Source organism: Pseudomonas sp. YQ_5 (assembly GCF_043103305.1).
Lineage (GTDB): Bacteria > Pseudomonadota > Gammaproteobacteria > Pseudomonadales > Pseudomonadaceae > Aquipseudomonas > Aquipseudomonas putida_Y.
Genome location: NZ_JBICJS010000038.1, coordinates 1 through 4,124, shown reverse-complemented (window position 1 = coordinate 4,124; position 4,124 = coordinate 1). Strand labels below are relative to the sequence as shown.

Sequence of the window (4,124 nt, the reverse complement as noted above, 5' to 3'; positions counted from 1 at the left end):
CTGATCGTCTAAAAATAAGCGCTTTGCACCATAGGTCTTGGCGTGGCCTGTTCTTAAATCATGATAGATCATGTGATGGACAGAGCGAGGGATATCCTCCATTCCCAATTCTTTCTCACGTTCCTTCTCTTCCTTCAGCTTCTTGAGTTCACTGTCAAAGCGGGAACTGATTGCGCTCCTCAGTGCGCTAGCCTCGGTCATCCTATTTTTTAGTGCATCTAGGGCGTCCAAGATTTTTTGTGCTTTCTCAGGCTCTTTCATAGTGCATCCTTGTTGGCTTTCACGCCATTCGTTTGAGTGTTCTCAGTCTGCTACCGGTGACATAGGTATTCGTAACAACGGGTAAAGGGGGGCGATACACACTGCGTGCGTCGCGGGATAGGGCATTTTACGAGAAGCAGTGAGAGAAACGTCCACTCTGGTGGTAGGCTTCTCGTGGCCTGAGCCTTGAATGAGGCACCGCATTTGAGCCTACAACCACCCTTCATCTGGTGGATGGGCTTTGTCGCACAGAATGGAGATTTGTTGTAGTGGATGCCCCAAAGCCTGACGCATCAGCGGATGAGACCGTTGAGCCATTGTTTTCTAAAAGTCTGGTGCATCGCCTGGTCAACCGGCTACTTGATGCCGCAGGCGTGCAGCAGGTATCTGCTTGGAGAGCAGGTCGTGTCGTGGGGCGAGAGGACGGATATCAGTCAGGATTGAAAGTAGGTCAGGCAGCGGGTGTCGCTTTAGGAAACAAGATAGGGCATGCACGCGGTCTTGGTGCAGGGCGCGCTGCTGGACATGAGGAGGGTCGAGCCCTTGGCTTTGAGGAAGGGCAGATAGCAGGGTTTAAAGCTGGCCACCAAAAGGGATTTGACGAAGGCAAGCTGGTCATTGAGGTTCAGGCTGGCCCCGAACCCACGACTGGTGCTCCAGGTATCCGGGAAGACCAGCTCTTTAAAGATTGGCGCTTCCCAATCACGGAGGAGTTGGAGGCACAAATTAGAGCTGACGTTGCTGATCGATTGCCTAAGCAGCCGCCTTCAGCCGATCAGTGGAAGATGATCTTGTCCAAAACGCCCACCACATCTGTGGTTGCCGGCGCGGGGAGTGGCAAGTCGACGACGATGGTGTTACGGCTTCTGGTGTTGAGGCACTACTTAGGAATCGATTTTTCGAACCTCACCGTAGTCACCTTTACCGTTGAGTCTAAGAAGGATTTTGCTAAGAAAGTCCGAGAGGTTTTCAAGCTTTGGGGCTATGACATCTCGCATGATGACTCGCTGAAGATCGTACGTACCTTCCACTCACGGATTTTGTCCTTTGCTCGATGCCTGCCAGGCATGAGTCAAGTGCAGCCTTTCGAATTCCTGGAAAAGGACGGCACGACGAAAGAGAAAGGCTCCATGTTTCAAGTGAAGATGGGCGAGCCCCAGCTGGAGCTGATGAACGAATGCTACATGCGTCTTTACGACAAGAATCCCGAGTTCAAAACGCTCATCGGTAAGCTGTATCGTCACGCACTGGCGATGGAGAAGGTCAACGCAGATAGCCCTGACGCGCTGAAGGCGCAAAGGCAGGCGCGCGACTTGGCCAAGGCTGACGAAGACATATGCGACACCCTAGAGCAGCTGTGGCGCGCTGCGGGCAAATGGCCGATCGAAGGTATTGAGCCTTCGCGCAAGGTGATTCAGCTTCTTGGCCAGGACTTCCAAGTCAACGGCTACATTCCTGAGCTGGATGCCTTTGTCATTTTGGGGGTGGATAAGTCGGAACCAAGTGATTTGAAGGCAAAGGAGGGGCGCTTTCCCTACCTCACCGCGGACGTCAAAAACAAGCGAATCCTCTTTCAGGCTCATTGCTCTCGGCCAGTCATCTACCTAAAAAGCTATGTCGAATCGGCCAGTCCGATAGAGGCAATCCGCAGCTTGGTGAATACCTGCCCAAAATTTACCTATAAGCTCGAAGGTGACATTGCTCCTCAGTACATCACGGAGGCGTTCTACAGCGCCGCATCGTACATGGAGAATCTCGGCCTGGATGTTTTTGAGGCCATCAGGGCCATGCGCCTACGCAAAGACGATGCGGATCGTGACTTCTTCCATGCCCTCGCGATCTACTGGAACGACTTCACACGGATGCTGTTCAACATGACTCCGCCGGTGATGACCTTCAACACGATGTTCTCCATCTTCAGCGAGCGTAAGCCCCATAACCTTCGGGCACTCACACCAGATGTGCTGCGACCGATGACCACATTGCTGGTCGACGAGTTTCAGGATGTCGGCGCTAATACCATCTCCTGGATACGTGCGACGTTTGCCGAAATCGAGCGACGGAATTTGAGGGTTCCCACCAACGGTTCACCGGCGTACGCCTCGCTCATGGCCGTCGGCGATGACTGGCAGAGCATATATGGTTGGCGTGGCAGTTCTCCGCACTACCTTATCGACTTTGACAAGGTCTTCGAATCACCAGAGCCCAACCGGGTGCTTATGCAGGAGAACCACCGGTCTCACCAAATGGTGATTGATGCCGCGGAAGAAATCGTAAAGCGTACGCCGGGTGGTGTACCTGGCAAGCGGGGGGTTGCGAAAAACCAGGCTGTGGCAGAGCATCAGGTACCAGTCGAAGTGCGCGAGATGGATTGGAATCAGATCGCAGCCGATGTTGAGCGACACTACGATGCAGGTGATTCGATCCTCGTCCTGACACGCTCAAACTCCGTGAAGGAAGAGGCGCGCGACGCGCTGGAGGATCTTCGTGAACGAGCTAGGCTGGAAAGGCGCTCAGACCAGATCAAGTTCCTGACCTACCATTCTGCAAAGGGATTGCAAGCCAAAGCTGTTTTCCTGCTGGGTGATTGCGATCTCAAAACGTCCTCTCCGTCCAAGAATGACCTTTACGCTCAGGCTGGCCTCAATCGCCCGGGTGATCCTTGCGGATACGACACTTCGCAAGGCGAGGAAGCCTTGCGTACAGCATATGTAGCGATTACCCGAGCGATTACCTATTGCTACTGGTACCTGGATGATGGGTCTAAGCCGGTGATCGAGAGGGCTAGCCGTCATATCAACGCGGCTCAGCCGTACTGGAATCGGGTGAACGCTCCTGTTCCGGACGCTGCCAGCAAACCCAAAAGGCCAGCTAAGCAGCCTGGCAGTCGAGTTCACTGAGTGCCTTCGAGTGATGGCGAATCTGGAGCAAACAATTGGACGAGCATCTCATTCGATTTCTAGAAGGCGACGATCCGTTGATGCGAGAGGCGATTGACGCGCTCAAACGTTATCACGAGGCTGTGGATGCTTTAGCCCCTGAGGAAGAGGTAGTGCATCTGAAGAACGAAGCGGAAGCGCTCTTTCAGGCTGTGTCCGATTACCTATTCCGCGCGACCGGACGTCAAGCAGGGACGCTGCACTGAGCGTACCGGCCGAGATAGGTGTGGTTTCTTGGGTGAGGGCTAAGTAGTCGTTTCGAGTGATGAAAAGCCTCGAATAAATGGAAGCTTCGAAGGGGAAATCATGGGAAAACATCAGCACCTTGTCGACCTGGCGCTTGGTGGGGAATTGCCCAAGCTTGCGATCGAATTTTTCATCGTGTTCTCTAGATTCGAGTGTGCTCTCAAGCGGTCTGCGGACTATGCAGCGCCAGGTGGTAACGTGAAGGTACACGCCAATTGGGATGCTTTCGCAAGTGATCTCGGAACAGGCTTTTTTGAAGAGGTACTTGCTCAGGGTTTAGCTCCAGAGCTGGTGCACAGGCCGCCCAAGCTACAAGTGCTGCTTCCCGATGGAGGTGGGCTAGGGTGGCGGGACACCGCTGCGGTGACCAACTCTGTGGAGCTTTTTCTCGCAATTCGCCGTGCTCGCAACAACCTGGTGCATGGAGCTAAGTACCGCGACCAAGCCACGGGGCAGGTAGATCTCATTGAGGGATCTGAGCGTGATGAGAGGTTGCTGGATCAAGCGTTGGCAGTGCTTGGCCTAGCGCTCGAACGACATGCAGAAGTCCAGCGTTTTTTTCAGCCGTATTAAGCTGTAATAGCATGCAAGACGTAAAAGCAATGGTGCGAGGTATGCACTATCGAGTGTTCGAGAGGGTGGAAAAATTGGAGTTTTCAAAGCTGCTACGCTATCAGG

The 4,124-nt window shown here is 53.6% G+C and carries 4 protein-coding genes; 3 read left to right on the top strand and 1 reads right to left on the bottom strand.

Going from position 1 to position 4,124, the window contains the following annotated elements:
- On the bottom strand, positions 1 to 261 hold a 261-nt coding region (locus tag ACF8EA_RS06770), incomplete at its 3' end, for a hypothetical protein (protein ID WP_392521337.1).
- Positions 262 to 530: 269 nt separating this feature from the next.
- Between ACF8EA_RS06770 and ACF8EA_RS06765 the strand changes: the two genes are divergently transcribed.
- The 3 genes from ACF8EA_RS06765 to ACF8EA_RS06755 all read left to right on the top strand — a co-directional run bounded on the left by ACF8EA_RS06765 (position 531) and on the right by ACF8EA_RS06755 (position 4,019).
- Entirely contained in the window at positions 531 to 3,161 is a 2,631-nt protein-coding gene (locus ACF8EA_RS06765; protein WP_392521336.1) for a UvrD-helicase domain-containing protein, read from the top strand.
- Between the two features lie 35 nt (positions 3,162 to 3,196).
- Positions 3,197 to 3,406 (top strand): hypothetical protein, encoded by a 210-nt coding sequence (locus tag ACF8EA_RS06760; RefSeq protein WP_392521335.1) that lies wholly within the window; start codon positions 3,197 to 3,199, stop codon positions 3,404 to 3,406.
- A gap of 100 nt (positions 3,407 to 3,506) precedes the next feature.
- Positions 3,507 to 4,019 carry a hypothetical protein gene (locus tag ACF8EA_RS06755; protein WP_392521334.1) on the top strand — a complete coding sequence of 171 codons (513 nt, stop codon included), beginning with the start codon at positions 3,507 to 3,509 and terminating at the stop codon, positions 4,017 to 4,019.
- The last annotated feature ends 105 nt before the right edge of the window (positions 4,020 to 4,124 follow it).